Origin of the sequence: Halorubrum tebenquichense DSM 14210, assembly GCF_000337415.1 — an archaeon.
Classification (GTDB): Archaea; Halobacteriota; Halobacteria; order Halobacteriales; family Haloferacaceae; genus Halorubrum; species Halorubrum tebenquichense.
This window is the reverse complement of the sequence record NZ_AOJD01000073.1, coordinates 1-19,202: the sequence shown is the minus strand read 5'-3', so window position 1 is coordinate 19,202 and position 19,202 is coordinate 1. Positions and strand designations below refer to the sequence as shown.

The following is a 19,202-nucleotide window of genomic DNA, read 5'->3' as shown; positions in this document are numbered from 1 at the left end:
CGCCCTTAAAAGGGCGCTCGGAGGCGCGCGCCACCGCACCGGCCCGGCAGAACAGTCGCTACATCACCTGTACTGATCGATTCCAATATTCTCTGTGTAGATCGGTGGAGGTCCGACAATATCGTCTACTGAAGAGTTTGCTGAACCCTTGTTCGAACGAGGCTATCTGAAGGGATTGTCGGCAGTCTCCAGACGCGAAACGCCGTCAACTACGTCGAAGTCGTCGTCGAACGAGTACAGGTACTCGACGTCTTTCCGGTTCAGGTGTGCGACGATGGTCGCGTCCACGAACGAGAGTGCGTCGTATTGGCGGAACGCCGACTGTGCGGCGTTGAAGTCCGCTTTGGGGGAGTGGACGATCTCGAAATGCGCGCCCTCGAGAAGCCGATCCAGCAGCCGGTTCGCGGTCTCCGGACCGAGTTTCTCACGGGAGAGGTTCAGTAGCTCTGCGAGGACGTAATCGGTCACGACGGCGTCCGGAAGCGCTCCGTGGTCGATCCCGCGGACGATCTCAAGAGCACGGTCGTGGTACTCGTCCCGGGCGCTCGCCGTTGCGAAGAGGACGTTCGTGTCCAGAAGGGCGACCGCCATCACTCGGCTCCGAACTCGGCCTCCGCTTCGACGGCGTTCGTCTCGCCGGCGTCAACGGGTTCGAAGTCGTCGAACGCACCCTCGCGCTGACGGGTGACCTCGATCGAGAGCGCGCCGTCCTCGTCGGTCCTCCACCGAACCTTGTCGCCGGGTTCGATGTCGAGGCGTCGACGGAGGTCGGCCGGAATTGTGACCATCCCCCGATCGCTGACGGTCGTCTCTTCGGATCCCTCCTCGGTCGCCATGTACCGATGTTCCGGTGCTATGCTTATACATGTTGCTCCACATGTGGATGGAACGTCGGTGGTCAGGGAGACGGTTTCGCCGCTGAGTCCGCGTCAGCCGTCCAGCACGTGATGCGTGACCGCGTCGACGCCGGACTCGGCGGTGTCGAGCGTCGCGACCCGGAAGGCGTCGTCCGCGCCCTCGACCGGGATGGGGAGTCCGCCGGGGTTCACGCGGACCGTCCCGCCGCGCGCCTCGACGCCGTGCGCGTGGGTGTGTCCGTGGAACACGTAGTCGTAATCGCCGCAGTCGACGAGCGCCTCCACGACGAGGTCGCTCGTCCCGTGGGTGACCGCGACCGAGGCGTCGTCGAGGGTCAGGTGTGCCGCCTCCCCGTGGTAGGTGCCGAACGAGTCGACGGTCGACTCGACCGCCCACTCGCCGTCGTTGTTCCCGCGGACCGCGTGGAACGCGAAGTCGGCGTCGAACGGCGTCACCGAGAACGGCGCGACGAAGTCGCCGCAGTGGACGACCGCGTCGACCCCCTCGCGTTCGAACAGCGAGACGGCCGCCTCGACCGCCGATAAATCGTCGTGGGTGTCGGAGACGATACCGATGAGCATGTCGACGGGGAGGCGGGCGGCGCACTTGAACCTCCAGCCGTTCCCCGCCCCGGCGCGACGACCCCGCGTTACTCGCCGGTCAGCGCCTCGCTGGCGGGCGCGAAGTCGATGGTCTGGCCCCGACCCGCCTCGCTCGCCCGTTCGTAGAGCATGTGCGCGGCCGCGACCGTCTCGACGCCGGTGCCGCCGGAGTCGAAGACGGTCACCTCCTCGTCGCCCGTCCGGCCCGGGTGCTCGCCCGCGACGACCTCGCCGAGGTCGGCCGCGATTCCCGCCTCCGCGTCGACGAGTCCGGCGTCGACCGCGGCGAGGTACGAGCCGGCGTCCTGCGTCGCGCGCGCTCTGAGGTCGGGGACGTAGGTCGCCCGCGCGACGAGTTCGGGCGGGAGTTCGTTCTTCGCCGGGTCGTACTGGCCCATCGCCGTGACGTGCGTCCCCGGCTCCACGTCGGCGTCGGCGATCACGGGGTCGCTCGCGGTCGTCGCGGTGATCGCGACGTCCGCGCCGTCGAGGGCGTCGCCCGCGCTCGCGACCGCCGACACGTCGGCGGCGAGCCGGTCGTCGAAGTCGGCGGCGAACGACTCGCGGCTCTCCGGGGTGGGCGAGAAGACGCGGACCGCCTCGAACTCGCGGACGGTCGCGGTCGCCGCGACCTGTCCGCGGGCCTGCGCGCCGCTTCCGATCACGGCGAGTTCGGTCGCGTCGTCGCGGGCGAGCGCGTCGACCGCGACCGCGCCCGCCGCCCCGGTCTTGAACGGGTTCATCGACGCGCCGTCGAGCAGCGCGAGCGGTTCGCCGGAGTCGGCGTCGAAGAGCGGCGTCATGAACCACGCGTCCTCCGCGCCGAAGCCGGCGGAGTAGGCGTAGCCGCCCATCGCGCCCGTCTCCGGGAGGACGGCGGCGTAGGTCGTGAACATCCCCGGCGGGTCGCGGTTGCGCAGCTTCGTCCGCGGCTCCGCGGGCGCTCCCTCGCCGACCTGTCGGTAGGCGTCGCGCACGGCGGCGACGTAGTCGGCCGGCTCCGCGAGGTCGTCGACCTCGGCGCTCGAGAGGAACAGGGCGTCGGTCATACCCGACCCGTCGGGGCGCGGGAACTAAACGGTACAGGAGCCGGCGATCGGTCGGGCGTCAGGCGGACGATCCCCCGCCGCGACCGGTGTCCCCCCGGCCGGGGCGCGACGCCTCCGCGACCGCGGAGCCGTCGCCGGTGACTGGGGCCCTGACGAACAGCGCGTGGGCCATCACGGCGGCGGCCGCCACCGCGCCCGCGGACATCGCCGACGTCGGCGACAGCCCGACCAGGGTGAGGACCGCGGTCACGCCGATCAACGCTGCCGGAATGAGTCCGAGGATGTAGTCGTAGTATCCAGTCATGATTCCATTGAATACTACTGGAAATTCCGTATTAAATTTTTCTCCGTGGTTCCGAGGGTGTTCGTTCGTGGGCACACCGATGTAACTCATAACTTATGAACCGCCGCCGCACCCGCGGCGGCGGGAGTCGTGACGGGTGAAAGGAGGAGGAAGGCGGCCGCGGACGGCCGCGGAAGCGGAGCGGTGCGGGCCGAAGGCCGCCACCGAAGCCGGATCCGCTATTTGGACCGGGGTCGGATCCGCTACCGGAGCCGGAAGTAGAGCGCGCGCCAGCCGCCGAGCGCGACCGAACCCACCACGAGCATCACCGCGGCGAAGGTGAGTTCGGCACCGCCGCGGAAGACGAACGCGCGGAGGGCGAGCCCGACGACCGCTGCGGGGATCCACGACCGGACCGCGAGCGGGACCGAGGACTTCGCGGTCTCGACCGCGCCCGCCGAGTACGCGCCGACGAGCGGCGCGATGACGACCCACGCGATCAGGAAGGGAGCGAACACGCCCGGGAGGTACAGCGGGTTCGCGGTCAGGAACTCGACCGAGGAGTGGTTGAGCGTTCCGACGGTCAACAGGAGCATCAACGCGATCAGGTCGCCGACGACCAGCGGCGCGGCGTCGCGGTCGAGGCGAGCGGCGAGAAACGGCGGAGCGTCCATACCGACCCGTGGGACCCGCCCCCACTTTTACGCACGGATTCGTCGTCGCGGGACGGGGCGGGCGTCGGTCACGCGCGGCGACGGCGGAGCGCGGTCGCGCTCACTCGTACAGCGGGTGCGCCTCGCAGAGTTCGACGACGCGCTCGCCGACCTCGTAGATGACGTCCTCGCTGTCCACGTCGTCGACGACGCGGTAGATCAGGTCGCCGACCTCCTCGATGGCGTCCTCGTCGAACCCGCGGGTCGTGAGCCCGGCGGTGCCGGCGCGGATCCCGGAGGGGTCGAACGGCGACCGCGTCTCGCCGGGTACCGTGTTCCCGTTGAGGACGATGTTCGCGGCCGCGAGCGCGTCCTCGGCCTCGCCGCCCGAGAGGTCCGGGTGCGAGTCGCGCAAGTCGGCCAGCACCAGGTGGTTGTCGGTCCCGCCGGAGACCAGAGAGAGGCCGTGGCCCTGGAGGGTCTCGGCGAGCACCTCCGCGTTGTCGACGACCTGTTGCGCGTACGCCTCGAACTCGGGCTGGAGGGCCTCCTTGAACCCGACCGCCTTGCCCGCGACGTTGTGCATCAGCGGGCCGCCCTGCCCGCCGGGGAACACCGCCGAGTCGACGTCGTCCGCGAACTCCTCGTCGCACATCACGATCCCGCCGCGGCCGGCGCGGATCGTCTTGTGGGTCGAGCCGGTGACGAAGTCCGCGACGCCCACCGGCGAGGGGTGGACGCCGGCGGCGACGAGCCCGGTGATGTGGGCGATGTCCGCGAGGTGGTAGGCGTCGACCGCGTCGGCGGCGGCCTGAATGCGCTCCCACTCGACCGTGCGCGGGTACGCGGAGTAGCCCGAGACGACGATGTCCGGCTCGAACTCCTCGGCGGCCTCGCGGAGCCCCTCGTAGTCGATGTAGCCGGTCTCGGTGTCGACCTCGTACTGCTCGACCTCGTACAGCTGTCCCGTGAAGTTCGCGGGGTGGCCGTGCGAGAGGTGGCCGCCGTGGTTCAGCTCCAGCGAGAGGATCTTGTCGCCCGGTTCGAGGACCGAGTAGTACACCGCCTGGTTCGCCTGCGTGCCGGAGTGTGGCTGGACGTTGACGTGGTCCGCGCCCCACAGCTCCTTCGCTCGCTCGACTGCCAGTTCCTCGACCTCGTCGGCGTACTCGCAGCCGGCGTAGTAGCGCGACCCCGGATACCCCTCGGCGTACTTGTTGGTGAGGACGCTCCCCTGCGCCTCCAGCACCGCCTCGCTCACGTGGTTCTCGCTCGCGATCATCGCGAGCGTCTGCTCCTGTCTGTCGCGCTCGCCCGCCAGCGCGTCGGCGACCGCCGGGTCGACCTCCCGGACGTGCTCGTGGTCCATGTGAGAACCCCGGTGCGACCGCGCATTAATCCTTCCGTCGCCGTCGGTAACTGGTCCCGTCACGCCCGCGGACGCGGTCCCGTCGCACCTCCGGACGCGGTCCGGCCCCGGCGCTGTCCGCCGCTCGTTCCGACAACCGAAAATACCCATTCTCGGGGGTTTCAGGGGCTCTAAAGGAGTTGTTCGACCTTCAAATCCCGTTAATATTAAATACGCAACCGGCTTTTATACGGAGAGATATATGGTGTCGAATTTACTGGAGTCCGACGTCGAGGCGGCGCTCGAAGCGGCCTTCGCCGGGGACGACGACGAACTGCTCGTCGTGGACCCGTCGGCGGAGACGATCGAATCGCTGGTCGAGACCGCCGTCGGGCGGGACGACCTCCCGACGCTGTCGATGCTCGCGGACGAGCGGACCCTCAAGGACGTGTTCGACGACTTCGTCGTCGCGTCCCGGGCCGCGGACCTCGTCGCCGACGGGGCCTTGGACCTCCGAGTGCTCGACGGCGAGGTAGACAACGCGCTGTTCGTCTCCCCGTCCCGCGTCGTCGCGCTGGTCACCGTCGGGGAGGGCGTCGCCGCGCTCTCGACCGACGACGGCGAGTTCGTCGACGAGGTGTACGAGACCCACCGGGCCGCGTTCGACGACGCCGCGGCGTACACGCTCCGCACGCCGGCGATCAGCCGGGTCCGCGAGACGCTGGAGTCCGAGATCGGCGCGGAGGCCCGCGCCGACTTCGACGCCGTGCTCGACGCGACCGAGGGCGACGGGGCCGTCGACCTCGACGAGGTGACCGTCTCGCTGCTCGTCGCGGCGAAGAACGACGTGCTCCTCTACGACATCTCGAAGTGGGGCGAGGACGTCGGCATCGCCTCGAAGGCGACGTTCTCCCGGACGAAGACCCGGCTCGAAGACCTCGGGATCATCGACACCGAGAAGGTCCCGATCGACGTCGGCCGCCCGCGGCTCCGGCTGAAACTCGGCGACGAGCGCCTCCAGGGCGTCGCCGCCGCGGAACTGGCCGCCGAGGCCGCCGAGATGATGGCCGCGACGCCGGCCTGACCGCTCCGTCAGCGACCGACCGCCTCCCCGCCGCCTGACCGCTCCATCGGCGACTGACTCCTCCTCCTTCTCTCGGTTCCGCACCGCGTCCCCGCGGCGCGGCCGCGGACGTGCCACGGGTGCGCCGCAGACGCGCCGCGGACCCGCGGCTTTTTTTCGACCCCTCGCGTCGACCGGGTATGGACATCGGACTTGTCGGCGACGGCCCCGCGGTGGAGGCCGCGAGCGCCGCCCTCGGGGACGTCGACGTGAACGCGATGCCCGTCGAGCCGGAGTTGCTCGACGGGTTCGATCTGGCGGTCGTCGTCGACACCGCGGGGTCGGCGGCGTTCGCGGCCGCGAACGAACAGCTCGACCGGTGGATCGGCGTCGAGGTGGGCGGGCTGGGCGGCGTCCCCATCGCCGACCTCGACGCCGCCGTGACCGCCTTCGACGACGCCTGCTACGACTGCCTGCGCGCCCGCGTCGAGAGCGGCGGGCCGGACCCCGCCGACGCGCCGGCCGGCCGCCGCTCCGCCGTGCGCTACGCCGGCGCGGTGGCGGGGCGACGGGCGATCCGCCTGCTCGCCGGCGACCCGGTGGCGGACACCGTCGTCGAGGTGCCCGGCGGCGAGCGGACGCTCCTGCCCGTTCCGGGCTGCGGCTGCGGCGTCGACCCCGACGACGCGCTCCCGGGGGACCACGTCGACCGGGACCTCGACGGAACGATCGACCGCGCGGAGCGCGCCGTCGACCCCCGGATCGGCCCCCTGCGCGAGGTCGGCGAGCAGGAGTCGTTCCCGGTGCCGTACTACGTCGCGGGGGTCGCCGACACGACGCCCTTCTCGGACGGCGACGCGGCCGACTTCGGCGGCGGCGCGGCGGCCGACTGGGACGCCGCGTTCATGAAGGCGCTCGGCGAGGGGTTAGAGCGGTACGCGGCCGGGGTCTACCGCGAGGCGGCGTTCACGCGCGCGCCGGCCGCGAACGTCCCGAACCCCGTCACCCCCGACGCGTTCGTCCGCCCCGACGGGGCCGAGGCGTACGACCGCGACGACCGGCTCCCGTGGGCCCGCGGCGAGCGCCTCGGGACCGGCGAGCCGGCGAGCCTCCCGGCGGAGTTCGTTCACTTCCCGCCGCCGGAGCGCCGGTATCGGCCGCCGATCACGACCGGCCTCGGGCTCGGTAGCTCCGGGCCGGACGCCGCGCTCTCGGGGCTGTACGAGGCGATCGAGCGCGACGCGACGATGATCAGTTGGTACTCCGCGACCGATCCGCTCGGACTCGACGTCGACGATCCGGGGTTCGCCGAGCTGGAGAAGCGGGCGCGCGCGGAGTCGCTGTCGGTGACGCCGCTGCTCGTCACGACCGACGTGGACGTGCCGGTGGTCGCGGTCGCGGTCGAGCGCGACGGCGACTGGCCGCGGTTCGCCGCCGGGTCGGGGGCCGACCTCGACCCGGCCGCGGCGGCGCGGAGCGCGCTCGCCGAGGCGCTCCAGAACTGGACCGAACTCCGGTCGATGGGGCGCGAGGCGGCCGACGAGCAGGGCGCGGCGATCGGCCACCACGCCGACCGGCCGGCGGAGACGGCCGCGTTCTTCGACCCGGACGCGACCGTCTCGGCCGCGGAGGTCGGGGAGCCGGAGCCGTCCGGGACCGAGGAGCTTTCGGCCGTCGTCGACCGCGTCGAGCGCGTCGGCCTCGACCCGTACGTCGCGCGGGTGACCACGCGCGACCTCGCGACGCTCGGGTTCGAGGCCGTCCGGGTGCTGGTCCCGGGCGCGCAGCCGCTTTTCACCGGCGAGCCGTTCTTCGGCGAGCGCGCCCGCGAGGTGCCGCGGTCGATGGGGTTCGAGGCGGCGCTCGACCGGGAGTACCACCCGTTCCCCTGAGTCGGCCGGGACGGCGACCGCGGCGTCGGTCGCCCGCTCCCCCGGATTTAGGTGGCTCCGGGTCGGCGGGGAGCGTATGGACGTCGTACCGGACGCGGAGGCGGTCGAGGCGGTCGACGGCGTGTTCCTCACGCAGGGGGCCGTCGGGGAGGAGACGAGCATCCAGCGGTTCGAGATCGAGCCGGGCGCGACGGTGCCCGAACACGATCACCCGCACGAGCAGATCGGGATGATAACCGAGGGGTCGATCGCGTTCGTGGTCGACGGCGAGGAGCGCGTCGTCGAGGCGGGCGATACGTACGTGATCCCCGGCGACGAGCCCCACGCCGCGGCGAACCGCGGCGACGAGCCGGTCGTCGGCTACGACATCTTCTCGCCGCCGCGGGCGAACCCGGACTGGCAGGAGTAGCGGCGCGGGTCCGGGACGTGAGCCGCCGCGAGACCGGCGGTTCCGGGCGTCCGCGGTACCCGCAAGACGTACCGGACCGAAGGTGTGTTAGTGCTCGGGGCCTTGTGTAGGGTAATGGGAGTCCAAGGACAGTACCCGTTCGACGTGGAGGCGCTCCGCGCCGACTTCCCGATACTCGACCGAAAGGTCGGCGGGGACCCGGAGACCGCGGGCGAGGGCGAGGGCGACGACACGCCCCTCGTCTACCTCGACAACGCGGCGACCTCGCACACGCCCGACCCGGTGGTCGACGCCATCTCCGACTACTACCGGAGCTACAACGCGAACGTCCACCGCGGGATCCACCAGTTGAGCCAGGAGGCCTCCGTGGCCTACGAGGAGGCCCACGACGCGGTGGCCGACTTCATCGGTGCCGCGGGCCGCGAGGAGGTCGTCTTCACGAAGAACACGACGGAGGCGATGAACCTCGTCGCCTACGCGTGGGGACTCGAAGAACTCGGCCAGGGCGACAACGTCGTCCTCTCCGAGATGGAACACCACGCCTCGCTCGTCACCTGGCAGCAGATCGGCAAGCGGACCGGTGCCGACGTGCGCTTCATCGACGTGACCGACGAGGGGCGGCTGGACATGGACCACGCCGCGGAGCTCGTCGACGACGACACCGAGATGGTGTCGGTCGTCCACGTCTCGAACACGCTCGGCACCGTGAACCCGATCGGCGAACTGGCCGACCTGGCGCACGACCACGACTCGCTGATCTTCGCGGACGCCGCGCAGTCGGTCCCCACCCGCCCGGTCGACGTCGGAGAACTCGGCGTCGACTTCCTCGCGTTCTCCGGTCACAAGATGTGCGGGCCGACCGGGATCGGCGCGCTGTACGGCCGCGAGGAGATCCTAGACGAGATGCAGCCGTACCTCTACGGCGGCGACATGATCCGGCGCGTCTCCTTCGAGGACTCCACGTGGGAGGACCTCCCGTGGAAGTTCGAGGCCGGGACGCCCTCCATCGCGCAGGGAATCGGTCTCGCGGCCGCGATCGAGTACCTCGATGAGATCGGAATGGACCGGATCGAGGCCCACGAGGACCTGCTGGCCGAGTACGCCTACGACGAACTGGAAGCGCTCGGCGGGGTCGAGATCTACGGGCCGCCGGGCGACGACCGCGGCGGACTCGTCGCGTTCAATGTCGACGGCGTCCACGCCCACGACCTCTCCAGCATCCTCAACGACTACGGCGTCGCGATCCGCGCCGGCGACCACTGTACGCAGCCGCTCCACGACGAGATGGGCGTCGCCGCCTCGGCGCGCGCCTCCTTCTACTTCTACAACACCGTCGAGGAGGTCGACGCGCTCGTCGACGCGGTCCGCGAGGCTCGCGACCTGTTCGCGTAGACGGCAACGACCGAGCCCGGCCCGCCGGCGAGCGATCTCCCGCGACCGAGTTACCGGATCGAATTTCCGCTACCGACCGCCCGGCGTCCGGCGATTTTCTCGTTGTATCACCGAATAATCGGCTCTGAGAGCCGTGACAACGGTGATCGCGCAATGGTTATACCCGTGACGGCCTGAACAGGACATGACGAAATATCACAACTTTCGTAGTAAGTCGCTTCTCGCAGAGTCGTCGCCCGCCACCACAACACATGACCGACCACTCACCGTCCGACGCGCCCGCGGACTCGAACGCAGCCGCCGACCGATCCGAATCGCCCGCCGACCGAGAGCCGATCACCGTCCTCCACGTCGAGCCGAACGCCCGCTCCACGGAACTGCTGGAGGCGTTCGCGCGGCGTCTCACCGACCGCGTCCGGATCCGTTCCGTTGACCGCGCCGGGGACGCGCTCGACGCCGTCGAGGCGGGCGTCGGCATCGACGGCGAACGGGTCGCGGTCGACTGCGTCGTGACGGAACAGCGCCTCACGGACGGGTCCGGGGTGGAACTCGCCGAACGGCTGCGCGAGGCGGACCCCGGGCTTCCGGTCGTGTTCTACACCACGTGCCCGAGCGAGGAGGAGGAGGCGGCGGCGTTCGGTGCCGGCGCGGACGCGTACTTCGAGAAGGGCTCCGACCGAGGTCGGTACGACGCGATCCTCGACCGGATCCGCGCGCTCGTCGAGGACCGCCGCGACCGCGAGGGGGAGCAGGGAGGAGACGCGCGGCCGAGAGAGGGACGCGCGGAGGTCGCGTCGACGCCGCAGACAGACGGGTCGCCGGAAGCGACGCTGCGCTCCGAGGAGTGAGGAGCGACGCCGCCGAGCGGCGGACGCGGAGCGGCCGCGGCCCGGCGGAGTCGGCGTAGTCGGCGGAGAGACTCAGCGAGTCAGCGGAGCGGTTCGACGGAGGAGAACGCTACCGTTCCAGTTCGACCGTGAGGTCGGTCGCGATCCACGCGTCGGTGTTGCCCTGTTCGGTGAAGACGGTCCGCTCTTGCGAACAGCGGGTCGCGGCGACCGTCGGCCGTTCGTCGGCCGCCGACTCGACGTCCCGCTCGATCCGGTCTCCCGTTGTCATTACTACCCGGTCAGAGAGGGGCGGACATATAGATTTCGGTCGGCCTAAACCGGACGCGGCGATCCGGGCGGGGGATCGGAGAGACTTACGGCCCGGCGATCGTTCGCCCGCCCGTGACCGACACCCTATTTACGCCGCTCACGCTGCGCGACACGGAGTTCCGGAACCGCGTCATGCTGTCGCCGATGTGCCAGTACTCCGCCGACGACGGGCTGGCGAACGACTGGCACCGCGTCCATCTCGGCTCCCGGGCCGCCGGCGGTGCCGGGGTCGTGATGACCGAGGCGACGGCGGTCGCGCCCGAGGGACGGATCACCCCGGACTGCCTCGGGATCTGGTCCGACGAGCACGCCGAGGCGATCGAACCGACCGTCGAGTTCGTGCGGTCGCAGGGCGCGACCCCGGGGATCCAGCTGGCCCACGCCGGGCGGAAGGCCTCGCACCGCCCGCCGGCGGAAGGGAGCGACCCCATCCCCGCCGACGAGCCGGACGGGTGGGAGACCGTCTCCGCGACCGACGAGCCGTACCCGCACCCGAGCGTCGACGCGGGCGACCTGACCGACACCCGCCGGCTGGACGCCGAGGGGATCGACGAGGTGATCGAGTCGTTCGCGGCCGCCGCGGAGCGCGCGGTGGAGGTCGGCTTCGAGGTGGCGGAGGTCCACGCGGCCCACGGCTACCTGCTCCACCAGTTCCTCTCGCCGGTCACCAACGACCGGGACGACGAGTACGGCGGGAGCTTCGAGGACCGCACCCGGCTCCTGCGCGAGGTCGTCGAGGCCGTCCGCGAGGTCTGGCCCGACGGGAAGCCCGTCTTCGTCCGCATCTCCGCGACGGACTGGCTCCCCGACCGCGACTCGTGGGACGTGGACGACTCGGTCCGGCTGGCCCCTCTCCTCGCCGAGGCCGGGGCCGACCTGATCGACGTCTCCGGCGGCGGGATCCACCCCGACCAGGAGATCCCCAGCGCGGGGCCGGGGTATCAGGTCCCCTACGCCGAGGCGATCCGCGAGGGGACCGACGTGCCCGTCGCCGCCGTCGGCGGGATCACGGAGCCGACCCACGCCGACGCGCTGGTTAGGAACGAGCGGGCCGACCTCGTCGCGCTCGGCCGCGAGATGCTCCGGCACCCGTACTGGCCGCTGGAGGCCGCCCACGAACTCGGCGAGGAGGCCGACTGGCCGGTCCAGTACCGCCGCGGACGGTTCGACTGAGCCCGCGCCGCCTTCGGTCGGACCCCGGAGCGAAAACGAGTGAGAACCACACGCGGGCACCGGGAAGACTTATCGGCGTTCCGGGCGGCGACGGCGTATGGACGACCTCGACTACCGGCCCTTCCCCGAGGAGCGCGACGACGAGTTCCGCGCGTTCATGCGGTACGCGTTCTCGCCCGAGGACGGACCGTACGACCCCGAGGCCGACGACGACGACCGCGAACACCTCGCGGCGTACCGCGGGCTCTTCGACGGGGAGGACCCGGTGGCGGTGTGCGGACACCACGACTTCGCGCTCCGGATCCGGGGCCGCGACCGCGACGCGGCCGGCCTCTCCGCGGTCGCCTCTCCGCCCGAACACCGGCGACGGGGACACATCGAGCGCCTCCTCCGCGAGTCGCTGACCGAGTACCGCGACGACCGGGTCGACTTCTCCGTGTTGTGGCCCTTCGAGTACGCCTTCTACCGGCGGTACGGCTGGCGGACCGTGAGCCGGTACCGGTGGGTGAAAGCCCCGCCCGAGCAGCTGTCGTTCGCGGCCGACGGGAGCGACGGCGGAGACGACGACGCCGGTGACGCGGGCGAGTTCCGCCGGCTCGACGCCGACGACTACGACGCGGCCGCCGACCTCCTCGCCGCGACCGCCGACCGTCGCGACTTCACGATGGCGCGGACCGAGGCGTGGTGGCGCGAGCGGACCCTGCGCGGGTGGAAGACCGACCCGTTCGTCTACGGCTTCGAGCGCGACGGAAGCCTCCGCGCGCTCCTGTCGTACACGTTCGAGGAGCGCGACGACGGCGACGGCCGGGCGATGGTCGTCTCCGACGCCGCCGTCGCCGACCCGGCGGCGTGGGACCGCGTGTTCCGGTTCTGTCGCGACCACGACTCACAGGTCGAACGCGTGCGGCTCCGGCTTCCCGTCGACGTGAGCGTCCTCGACCGCGTCGCCGACCCGCGCGCGGTCACGGAGGAGGTCCGGACCGGGCCCATGTTCCGGCTCGTCGACGCCCCCGCGGCGCTGGAAGGGCTCTCGCCCGACCCCGACCTGGAGACCGCGTTCACGCTCGCGGTCGACGACCCCCTCGTGGACTGGCACGACCGACCGATCCGCGTGACCGTCGCGGGCGGCGCGGTCGACGCCGAACGGATCGACGCCGACTCGGCCGGCGACCCCGACGTGACCGCGGGAATCGGCGCGCTCTCCCAACTGTACGCGGGGTACCGCGGGGTGGTGGACCTCCGAGCGCACGCCGCGTTCGACGTCGGCGACGAGGGTGGGGACGACCGCGATCCGGCGCTCGCGGACGACCTCGCCGACCTCTGTCCGCCGCGGCGGACGTTCCTGCGAGAGGGCTTCTGACGGCGGTCCGCGGCCCCGGTTCCGACCGGGCGCGGCGCGCTGCCGGGCTTTTTATCCGCGCGGGCCGTAGCGGACGACATGAGTTCCCGCGACCCGCGCGACGACGACCTCGAAGAGCGGCTCGACGAGCTGGAGGACGTGTTGAGCGAGCTCCGGGCCGACCTCCGGGAGACCGAGCGCGACCGCCGGGGCCCCCCGCGGCCGCCCCGCCTCTCGGAGCTGGTCCGGTTCACCGAGCAGTACACCATCCCGACGCTCATCGCGCTGTTGGAGACGACGATCAAGTCGCTCGAACTGCTTCAGGGCACTCTCCGGCTCGCCGACCCCGGTCGGAGCGTCGCCGAGGGGGCGGGGGAGGCGAGCGACCGCCTCGCGGACGTGCGCGACGGCGCGAGCGCCGGCCTCTCGCGGTCGCTCTCGGAGCTTCGGACCGCGCTCTCGGAGGCCGACCTCCCCGAGGAGGCCGCCTCGCGCTCGATCATCGCCGACGCCCGCGACCTCACCGCGGAGATCGAGGCCCGGATCGACGAGGGACGCCGGGAGGCGGACGCCGCCCGCGACCGACGGACCGGGCGCGACCGGAGCCGGGACCGAGACGACGGAGGGCGGGACGAGACGGACCGACGGGCCGACGACGACGAGAGTCCGGTCCGGATCGACGTGACCGAGCCCGGCGAGGGAGACGAGCGAGAACCTTCCGGTTCGGAGACCGCGACCGACTCCGACGCTCCGGAGGTCGACGTGGAGTCCGAGTTGGAGTCGATAAAGCGACAGATGGACGAAACCCGGGCGGCGGCCGCGGCCGACGACGCGGCGGCGGACGAAGACGCGGGAACTGACGACGATTCGGCGGCGGACGACGCGAACACGGGCGACGAGGCGGACCCCTCGGGCGACGCAGGCGACGAGAGCCCCGACGAGCCGGCGAACTGAGCCGCGGTCTCAGACGGACGCGCCGAACCGGTCGGCGACGCGCTCTCCCGAGTCGAGGAGCAGCGTCTCGTCGTCGGTGAACACCTCCAGCGCGACCGTCCCGTCGAATCCGGAGAGCTCGGACGCGACGAGGTCGTAGTCGACCTCGCCGGCCCCCACCGGGAGGTGCGTGTCGCCGCGGCGGCGCACGTCGTGACAGTGGAGGTGCGAGATCCGGTCGCCGTGGCTCCGGAGGAACCGCTTTATCGCCTTGTTCCCGCCCTCCATGTACGCGTGCCCGAGGTCGAAGCAGATCGGGGTGTCCGTCTCCCGGGCTATCTCGCCGAGGACGGAGAGCTGGAGCCCCGCGTGCTGGTGACCGACGTTCTCGACGACGACCTCGACGCCCGCCTCGCGGCCGGCGTCGGCGACCCGGCGGAGCTGGTCGGCGGCGACCTCCCGGAACTCGACGTCGTCGCGGTCGGCGGAGGTGGCGTGGAGGACCGCCTTCTCCGCGCCGAGGTCGCCGGCCGCGTTTAACAGGCGGCGCTGGTAGTCGACGATGGCGTCGTTGACCTCGGGGACGTACGTCGCCAGCCGCTGGCCGTACGGGAGGTGGACGAGCAGGTCGCGGCCGGCGAGCGCGTCGCGCAGTCGGTCAGGGTCGATTTCGCCGGGGACGAGCGTCGGCTCGCCGATCCCGAGCTCGCAGAACTCGAACCGCGCCGGCGACGCCGCGAGCCGATCGAGGTCGTCGCCGACGGTGAGACCGATCTCCATGGGGGCGGTGGGAGCGGTGTATGCTTATAAATGGCGTCGTCGGGGAGATGACCCCGTTACGCTCCGGTTGGTCCGTTTCGAGATCCCGATCGTTCAATATAGGCGAATTACAGAGTGCTAACTACAGAAAAAATCATAAGTACAACTCCAGAAGATAATATATGGATCTGACGGAATGGTATCTCGCTGTTATAGCTTATCTTCTCGGGGGTATTGCCTTACAGATCGGTGGGAGTGGAAATGTTCTCTATGGAGTATCCGTATACGCAATAATGTTCATTTCCGCTTGGTTTGCCGTGGGATGGCCCATTGCCAGCCACTTTCTCAACAGGTAAGCAAGCGCCTTCCAGCAGATATCTCAGAGTGAGAGATGCTGAAAATAAACTGCCGAAAACGCCGCGTCAGTCGTCGGCGAGCGGGTCGTCGAGGTCGATCTCGCCGGCGTCGATCTCGGCTTCGATCTCGCGGACCGCGGTCACCATGTTCTCGGTCTTGCCGTACGCGACCTCGCGCGGGAGCAGCTTCAGGCCGCAGTCGGGCGATATCGTGAGCTTCTCCGGCGGGACGACGCGGAGGCCCTGCCGGATGTTGCGTTTGATCTCCGCGACCGACTCCACCTCGGCGGTGTGGGCGTCGACGACGCCGAGCGCGAGGTCCGGTTCGAGCTCGGGCTCTTCGAGCACGGGGATCTGCTCGTAGTCGCCGTTCGAGAGCTCGATGTCGAACTCGTCGATCGGGTAGTCGTTGATCTCGGGGTACACCCGCGAGTAGTCGCCGTAACAGACGTGGAGGCCGATCCGGACCTCCTCGGGGATGCCGGCGGCGATGCGTTCGAGCGCCTCGCCGACGATGGCGTGGTCCTCCGGGGTCGTCGCCAGCGCCGGCTCGTCGATCTGGATGTAGCGCGCGCCGGCCTCGACCAGCTTCTCGACCTCCTCGTTGACGAGGTCCGCGAGGTCGTACACCAGCTCCTCGGTGGAGGGGTACGCCTCGTTGAACGCCCAGAAGCCGAGGGTGTACGGCCCCGTGATCGGGACCTTGACCGGGCGTTCCGCGACGCCGGCGGTGAACTCGAACTCGTCGACGAGCCACGGCTCGTCGTACTCGACCTCCTCGACGACCGAGGGCTTGTCGAAGTAGTTGTGGCCCCACACCTTCACGGGACCGTTGAACTCGTAACCGTCGATGCGGTCGGCGAAGAACTCCACCATCTCGTTGCGGCGCATCTCGCCGTCGACGACCGTGTCCAGCCCGGCGCGCTCGTGCTCGTGAGTGATGAGCCGGCAGGCGTCGTCGTGAGCCTCTTCGAGGTCCGAGGCGTCGAACTTCGAGTCCGGGTCGTCGACGAGCTCGTCCGCGCGGTTGAGCCACTTCGGCTTCGGGTACGAGCCGACGACCGTCGAGAGCAGGAACGCGTCGTTCGGGTGGTCGTCGGGGCGGAACTGGTCGCGGTTGGCGGCGGGGTTTCGGGCCATCAGTCGAGCACCTCCGTGGCGGCGGCGAGCGCGTTCAGCTTCGCGCGGTACTTGTTGGTCGGCAGGTAGAACAGCTCGGTGTTCGGCGTCAGGTAGGTGCGGTCGAACGCCTCGTTGGGGATCTGCGACTCGAACCACTCGACGCGCTCCGCGACCGTCTCCGGCTCCTCGACGAGCGTGTTCTGCCCGTCGACGATGCCCAGCGCGAGCGAGTCGGTCGCGCCGAACTCCTGGACGTTGTAGACGGTGTCGTCGCGGTCGCCGGCGACCAGGTCGAGCCCGAGCGCGTCCGCGCCCGCCTCGTCGACGAGGTGGGCGTACAGCTTCTCGCCGAGCGCGCCGTACGAGGTCTGGACGACCACGTCGGCGTCGGTCGCGTCGGCGACGGTCGCGATGGCGTCGGTCGCGGTCGACTCCTCGCCCTCCGCGGGCGGGTTCGTGACGAGCGACGGCTCGACGAGGAACAGCGTCTCGTGGGCCGGGAACGCCTCAACCTCGCCCGCGAGGAACTCGGCGATCGCGGCCTGGAACTCCGCCTCGTCGCCGTACTGCTCGTCGGTCGCCAGCCGCGCGAGCGAGTACGGGCCGGGGAGCGTCGCCGCGAGCGACGCGTCCGCAGCGCCGTCGGCGTCGGCGAGCAGGTCGCTCGCCCGCTCCAACTCGCGCGCCACGTCGCCCGAGAAGCCGAGGTCGTCGACGACCCGGGGGTCGCGGTAGAAGTTGTTGTTGTCGTAGTACCGCACGATGCCGCCGGTCTCGACGGCGTCGTGGAGCGTGAGCGGGTGCGCGATCATGTCGTCCCAGCGCCCCTGCCCCTCGGTGACCAGATCCAGGCCGGCGTCGAGTTGGTCGTCGACGTACTCGGCGCGCACCTCGGCGTACTCCCCGACGATCGCCTCGCTCTCGTCGCCGCTCAGGAGGTCACCCTTCTGGTGGCCCTTCAGGTCCGAGAGCGTCTCTTTCGCCCAGTCGGGGAGCGGATACAACCCCGGCGTGGCCGCGACTCGTTCAGTCATCACCGTTGGTTCGATATGCCACCGTATAATATTTGCTAATATATGTTATGTCCTGGAGTAATTCACCGCGGCGCGAGCGACGTCCGCCGCAGCGCCAGCACCGTGAGCGTCTCGAAGGGGAACGACTCCTCGACGACCGGTTCGGGCGAGAACCCGGCGTCCTCGGCCAGCGCCAGCACCTCGTCGTAGCCGGTGAGCGAGGAGACCAAGAGCAGGACCACGCCGCCGGGCGCGAGGACGCGGCCCACGTCGTCGAGGAACGGCTCGATGAGCGCGCGGCCCGACTCGCCGCCCGAGAGCGCGTGTTCCATCCAGTCGTCCCACTCGTTGTCGGGGTCCGTCGGCAGGTACGGCGGGTTGAAACACACCGTGTCGAACGCGTCCGCCCGGAACGGGGCGAGGAGGTCGGCGACGACCCCCTCGACGCCGCGCTCGCGGGCCTGTCGCGCCGCGTGGGGGTTGAGGTCGCTGCCGACGGTGTCGAGGCCGCGCTCCTCGGCGATCCGCTGGGCGACCCACCCGGATCCCGTGCCGACTTCCAGGACGCGCCCGTGCGCCTCCGCGACCGCCGCCTCCGCGAGCAGACCGGAGTCCTCGGCGGGCTGGTAGACGACGGCGTCGTCGAGGCCGCGCCGCTCCGCGAGGTCGTCGGGCTCGTCTTCGGTCATCTGTCGGACTCACCCGACCCGGCGGTGTCGCCCTCGCCGGCATCGCCACCCTCGTCGCCGGAATCTGGGCCGCGACCGTCCGAACCGGACCCGCCGCGCGTCGCGGCCCGGCCCTCGACCGACGCGTCCAGTCGCGGGCCGGTGGCGTCGTCCGACCGCGCGGAGAGCGTCTGCTGCGGGAACGGGATGGCGATCCCCTCGGCTTCGAGCGCGTCCTTCATCGCGTTCATCGCGGCCGTCTGGGTCCGCCAGCGCTTCCGCATGCTGGGGTTGCGTATCCAGTAGCGGAGCCCCAACACGACCGCCGAGTCGTCGAAGCGCTTCGTCACCGCGTTCGGCTCGGGCATCTCGGCGACGTCCTCGACGCCCGCGACCGCCTCCTCGACGACCGCGGCCGCGCGCTCGACGTCGGCGTCGTAGTCGACCCCGACCTCGACTTCGATCCGCAGGCGGTTCCGCCGGGAGCGGTCGACGATCGACCCCGACCGGACGGTGTCGTTCGGCATCGTGATCACCTCGCCGTCGAACGAGCGCAGCCGCGTGCTCATGATCGATATCTCCGTCACCGTCCCCTCGTGGTCGCCGACCTCGACCCAGTCGCCCACCTCGAACGGCCGGGAGAACATCAGCACGAAGCCGGCCAGCACCGCGCCGAGCGTCTGTCGCGCCGCCATCCCGACCACGATCCCGAGGAACCCCGCGCCGACGAGGAGGCTGCCGACGTTGTCGGTGAACAGGCCGACGACGGAGACCGAGGCGGCGGTGTAGACCGTCAGCTGCGTGATGCGGAGTATCACCTCCTGCTGGTGTTTGGAGATCGACGCGCTCTCCGAACCGATCTCGCGGACGACGCCGCCGAGGAAGTCCGTGAGCGCGTACGCGATCGCGAGGAGGATCACGGCGAGGACGACGTTCGACAGCTGGTCGGCGCTCAGCGCCGACCGGACGGTCTCGAAGAGCGCGCCGCTCCGGTCCCACACCGCGATCAGCGCGATCGCGCCCAGCGCGGTGGCGACGCCGACCGCCGCCGAGAGCAGCAGGCGATAGGTGGAGGAGAGCGCCTCGTCCCCGCGCTTCAGGCGGCCCGTGAGGAACCGAACCGCCAGCAC

At 70.6% G+C, this 19,202-nt stretch carries 21 protein-coding genes; 8 read left to right on the top strand and 13 right to left on the bottom strand.

The window, feature by feature from the left end:
- Positions 1–162: 162 nt before the first annotated feature.
- The 7 genes from C472_RS13280 to glyA form a co-directional block, all read right to left on the bottom strand.
- Positions 163–591 (bottom strand): type II toxin-antitoxin system VapC family toxin, encoded by a 429-nt coding sequence (locus tag C472_RS13280; protein WP_006630362.1) that lies wholly within the window; start codon positions 589–591, stop codon positions 163–165.
- Positions 591–836 carry an AbrB/MazE/SpoVT family DNA-binding domain-containing protein gene (locus tag C472_RS13275; RefSeq protein ID WP_006630361.1) on the bottom strand — a complete coding sequence of 82 codons (246 nt, stop codon included), beginning with the start codon at positions 834–836 and terminating at the stop codon, positions 591–593. Before C472_RS13275 ends, C472_RS13280 begins: the two co-directional genes overlap by 1 nt.
- Positions 837–929: 93 nt before the next feature.
- Entirely contained in the window at positions 930–1,439 is a 510-nt protein-coding gene (locus tag C472_RS13270; protein WP_006630360.1) for a metallophosphoesterase, read from the bottom strand.
- 68 nt (positions 1,440–1,507) lie between these two features.
- Positions 1,508–2,509, bottom strand: coding sequence for an ornithine cyclodeaminase family protein (locus tag C472_RS13265; RefSeq protein ID WP_006630359.1), 1,002 nt, complete (start codon positions 2,507–2,509; stop codon positions 1,508–1,510).
- Between the two features lie 58 nt (positions 2,510–2,567).
- Positions 2,568–2,813, bottom strand: a complete 246-nt coding sequence (locus C472_RS13260; RefSeq protein WP_006630358.1) for a hypothetical protein — start codon at positions 2,811–2,813, stop codon at positions 2,568–2,570.
- A gap of 242 nt (positions 2,814–3,055) precedes the next feature.
- Positions 3,056–3,466 carry a DUF3054 domain-containing protein gene (locus C472_RS13255; RefSeq protein WP_006630357.1) on the bottom strand — a complete coding sequence of 137 codons (411 nt, stop codon included), beginning with the start codon at positions 3,464–3,466 and terminating at the stop codon, positions 3,056–3,058.
- Positions 3,467–3,566: 100 nt separating this feature from the next.
- Positions 3,567–4,814 (bottom strand): serine hydroxymethyltransferase, encoded by a 1,248-nt coding sequence (glyA, locus tag C472_RS13250; protein ID WP_006630356.1) that lies wholly within the window; start codon positions 4,812–4,814, stop codon positions 3,567–3,569.
- 241 nt (positions 4,815–5,055) lie between these two features.
- On the opposite strand from glyA, the gene tbsP reads away from it, so the two are divergent.
- From tbsP to C472_RS13225, 5 genes are all read left to right on the top strand, one after another.
- Positions 5,056–5,877, top strand: a complete 822-nt coding sequence (gene tbsP, locus C472_RS13245) for a transcriptional regulator TbsP (RefSeq protein WP_006630355.1) — start codon at positions 5,056–5,058, stop codon at positions 5,875–5,877.
- A gap of 179 nt (positions 5,878–6,056) precedes the next feature.
- A complete protein-coding gene (locus tag C472_RS13240; protein ID WP_006630354.1) occupies positions 6,057–7,748 on the top strand; it encodes a YcaO-like family protein in 1,692 nt (563 codons plus the stop codon).
- A 76-nt stretch (positions 7,749–7,824) separates the two neighbouring features.
- Positions 7,825–8,157, top strand: coding sequence for a cupin domain-containing protein (locus C472_RS13235; RefSeq protein ID WP_006630353.1), 333 nt, complete (start codon positions 7,825–7,827; stop codon positions 8,155–8,157).
- A gap of 114 nt (positions 8,158–8,271) precedes the next feature.
- Positions 8,272–9,549, top strand: a complete 1,278-nt coding sequence (locus C472_RS13230) for an aminotransferase class V-fold PLP-dependent enzyme (RefSeq protein ID WP_006630352.1) — start codon at positions 8,272–8,274, stop codon at positions 9,547–9,549.
- A gap of 251 nt (positions 9,550–9,800) precedes the next feature.
- Positions 9,801–10,397: a response regulator gene (locus tag C472_RS13225; RefSeq protein ID WP_006630351.1), complete on the top strand. Its 597-nt coding sequence runs from the start codon at positions 9,801–9,803 to the stop codon at positions 10,395–10,397.
- A 109-nt stretch (positions 10,398–10,506) separates the two neighbouring features.
- On the opposite strand, the gene C472_RS17590 is transcribed toward C472_RS13225, so the two are convergent.
- Positions 10,507–10,668 carry a DUF7331 family protein gene (locus C472_RS17590; RefSeq protein ID WP_006630350.1) on the bottom strand — a complete coding sequence of 54 codons (162 nt, stop codon included), beginning with the start codon at positions 10,666–10,668 and terminating at the stop codon, positions 10,507–10,509.
- A 113-nt stretch (positions 10,669–10,781) separates the two neighbouring features.
- On the opposite strand from C472_RS17590, the gene C472_RS13220 reads away from it, so the two are divergent.
- The 3 genes from C472_RS13220 to C472_RS13210 all read left to right on the top strand — a co-directional run bounded on the left by C472_RS13220 (position 10,782) and on the right by C472_RS13210 (position 14,175).
- On the top strand, positions 10,782–11,882 hold the full coding sequence (locus C472_RS13220) for an NADH:flavin oxidoreductase/NADH oxidase (RefSeq protein WP_006630349.1): 1,101 nt from the start codon (positions 10,782–10,784) through the stop codon (positions 11,880–11,882).
- A 97-nt stretch (positions 11,883–11,979) separates the two neighbouring features.
- On the top strand, positions 11,980–13,242 hold the full coding sequence (locus C472_RS13215) for a GNAT family N-acetyltransferase (protein WP_006630348.1): 1,263 nt from the start codon (positions 11,980–11,982) through the stop codon (positions 13,240–13,242).
- A 78-nt stretch (positions 13,243–13,320) separates the two neighbouring features.
- Positions 13,321–14,175 carry a DUF7547 family protein gene (locus tag C472_RS13210; RefSeq protein ID WP_006630347.1) on the top strand — a complete coding sequence of 285 codons (855 nt, stop codon included), beginning with the start codon at positions 13,321–13,323 and terminating at the stop codon, positions 14,173–14,175.
- A 9-nt stretch (positions 14,176–14,184) separates the two neighbouring features.
- Here C472_RS13210 and C472_RS13205 read toward each other — a convergent pair whose 3' ends face one another.
- The 5 genes from C472_RS13205 to C472_RS13185 all read right to left on the bottom strand — a co-directional run.
- Entirely contained in the window at positions 14,185–14,934 is a 750-nt protein-coding gene (locus tag C472_RS13205) for a sugar phosphate isomerase/epimerase family protein (protein ID WP_006630346.1), read from the bottom strand.
- A gap of 401 nt (positions 14,935–15,335) precedes the next feature.
- On the bottom strand, positions 15,336–16,409 hold the full coding sequence (locus C472_RS13200; protein WP_006630345.1) for a methionine synthase: 1,074 nt from the start codon (positions 16,407–16,409) through the stop codon (positions 15,336–15,338).
- Positions 16,409–17,425, bottom strand: coding sequence for a hypothetical protein (locus tag C472_RS13195; protein ID WP_006630344.1), 1,017 nt, complete (start codon positions 17,423–17,425; stop codon positions 16,409–16,411). The genes C472_RS13200 and C472_RS13195 overlap by 1 nt, the downstream gene beginning before the upstream one ends.
- A gap of 62 nt (positions 17,426–17,487) precedes the next feature.
- Positions 17,488–18,093 carry a HemK2/MTQ2 family protein methyltransferase gene (locus C472_RS13190; RefSeq protein WP_006630343.1) on the bottom strand — a complete coding sequence of 202 codons (606 nt, stop codon included), beginning with the start codon at positions 18,091–18,093 and terminating at the stop codon, positions 17,488–17,490.
- Positions 18,090–19,202: mechanosensitive ion channel family protein (locus C472_RS13185; RefSeq protein WP_049906644.1), on the bottom strand; the 1,113-nt coding region annotated here is incomplete at its 5' end. The genes C472_RS13185 and C472_RS13190, both read right to left, overlap by 4 nt.

Coding starts and splice junctions, on each gene's coding strand:
- C472_RS13280 (WP_006630362.1), bottom strand. CDS start 591: ATGGCGGTCGCCCTTCTGGACACGAACGTCCTCTTCGCAACGGCGAGC.
- C472_RS13275 (WP_006630361.1), bottom strand. CDS start 836: ATGGCGACCGAGGAGGGATCCGAAGAGACGACCGTCAGCGATCGGGGG.
- C472_RS13270 (WP_006630360.1), bottom strand. CDS start 1,439: ATGCTCATCGGTATCGTCTCCGACACCCACGACGATTTATCGGCGGTC.
- C472_RS13265 (WP_006630359.1), bottom strand. CDS start 2,509: ATGACCGACGCCCTGTTCCTCTCGAGCGCCGAGGTCGACGACCTCGCG.
- C472_RS13260 (WP_006630358.1), bottom strand. CDS start 2,813: ATGACTGGATACTACGACTACATCCTCGGACTCATTCCGGCAGCGTTG.
- C472_RS13255 (WP_006630357.1), bottom strand. CDS start 3,466: ATGGACGCTCCGCCGTTTCTCGCCGCTCGCCTCGACCGCGACGCCGCG.
- glyA (WP_006630356.1), bottom strand. CDS start 4,814: ATGGACCACGAGCACGTCCGGGAGGTCGACCCGGCGGTCGCCGACGCG.
- tbsP (WP_006630355.1), top strand. CDS start 5,056: ATGGTGTCGAATTTACTGGAGTCCGACGTCGAGGCGGCGCTCGAAGCG.
- C472_RS13240 (WP_006630354.1), top strand. CDS start 6,057: ATGGACATCGGACTTGTCGGCGACGGCCCCGCGGTGGAGGCCGCGAGC.
- C472_RS13235 (WP_006630353.1), top strand. CDS start 7,825: ATGGACGTCGTACCGGACGCGGAGGCGGTCGAGGCGGTCGACGGCGTG.
- C472_RS13230 (WP_006630352.1), top strand. CDS start 8,272: ATGGGAGTCCAAGGACAGTACCCGTTCGACGTGGAGGCGCTCCGCGCC.
- C472_RS13225 (WP_006630351.1), top strand. CDS start 9,801: ATGACCGACCACTCACCGTCCGACGCGCCCGCGGACTCGAACGCAGCC.
- C472_RS17590 (WP_006630350.1), bottom strand. CDS start 10,668: ATGACAACGGGAGACCGGATCGAGCGGGACGTCGAGTCGGCGGCCGAC.
- C472_RS13215 (WP_006630348.1), top strand. CDS start 11,980: ATGGACGACCTCGACTACCGGCCCTTCCCCGAGGAGCGCGACGACGAG.
- C472_RS13210 (WP_006630347.1), top strand. CDS start 13,321: ATGAGTTCCCGCGACCCGCGCGACGACGACCTCGAAGAGCGGCTCGAC.
- C472_RS13205 (WP_006630346.1), bottom strand. CDS start 14,934: ATGGAGATCGGTCTCACCGTCGGCGACGACCTCGATCGGCTCGCGGCG.
- C472_RS13200 (WP_006630345.1), bottom strand. CDS start 16,409: ATGGCCCGAAACCCCGCCGCCAACCGCGACCAGTTCCGCCCCGACGAC.
- C472_RS13195 (WP_006630344.1), bottom strand. CDS start 17,425: ATGACTGAACGAGTCGCGGCCACGCCGGGGTTGTATCCGCTCCCCGAC.
- C472_RS13190 (WP_006630343.1), bottom strand. CDS start 18,093: ATGACCGAAGACGAGCCCGACGACCTCGCGGAGCGGCGCGGCCTCGAC.